Consider the following 715-nt stretch of genomic DNA (forward strand, 5'->3'; position numbering starts at 1 on the left):
CCCGACACCCGGTCGCCGTCATCGCGCCGGGTGGTGCCCGCCCCGGGCGGCGCACCGGGATTTCCGCGAAAGTCGCGTCACGAACCCACCCCGACCTCCTCCCCCCTGGTGGGAACGGCGTCGACGGACGGCGCCGGCACGGGAGGAGAAGTCATGAACGGGAGCGCCACGGAGCCGAAAGCACTGGAGTGGTTGGCCGGCGCGGCGCCGGAGCCGGCGGCGTGGTTGCGGGCGCTGGAGGCCGCGCCCCACCGCGCCGCCCCCCTGCCCTGCGGACACCGCTGGGATGTGCTGATCCTGCCCGCCCGGCTCGGGCTCCCGACGCTGGAGGTGCTGCGAGGGCTCGTGCGCGTGCCGGGGCCGGTGTGGGAGGACGGCGACACCGGCCGGGTCGGTTTCCTCGTGCCGGTCGGCACGGCCGGCTGCTGGCTGGGGACGGGGGTGCGCTGTGCGGGCGCCGGGGAACGGGTGCCGGTGCCGCACCCGGCCCGGCGCGCCGGCCCCGGGGTGCGCTGGCTCTCGCCTCCCGACGGGTCGGGTCGGCTGGTGGATCCCCGCCCGTTGGAGCTGGCGATGCACGAGGCGGCGATTCGGACGTTGCCGATGGGACGCCGGTGAGCACCGCAGCGGGGCGGGGACGGCGCCCGTGACGGATCGGGAGGGACGTGCCGGGCGTTCGGTGGCCCACCCGGCGCGGAGGGGGAGGGCCCCGGGC

Annotated in this window: 1 protein-coding gene; it reads left to right on the top strand. The window is 78.0% G+C overall.

Annotated elements, in window-relative coordinates:
- The first annotated feature begins 153 nt into the window (after positions 1–153).
- Entirely contained in the window at positions 154–618 is a 465-nt protein-coding gene (locus tag FNQ90_RS25720) for a hypothetical protein (protein WP_182608501.1), read from the top strand.
- Positions 619–715 lie beyond the last annotated feature (97 nt).

The sequence above is a fragment of the Streptomyces alkaliphilus genome (assembly GCF_014141535.1).
GTDB lineage: Bacteria > Actinomycetota > Actinomycetes > Streptomycetales > Streptomycetaceae > Streptomyces > Streptomyces alkaliphilus.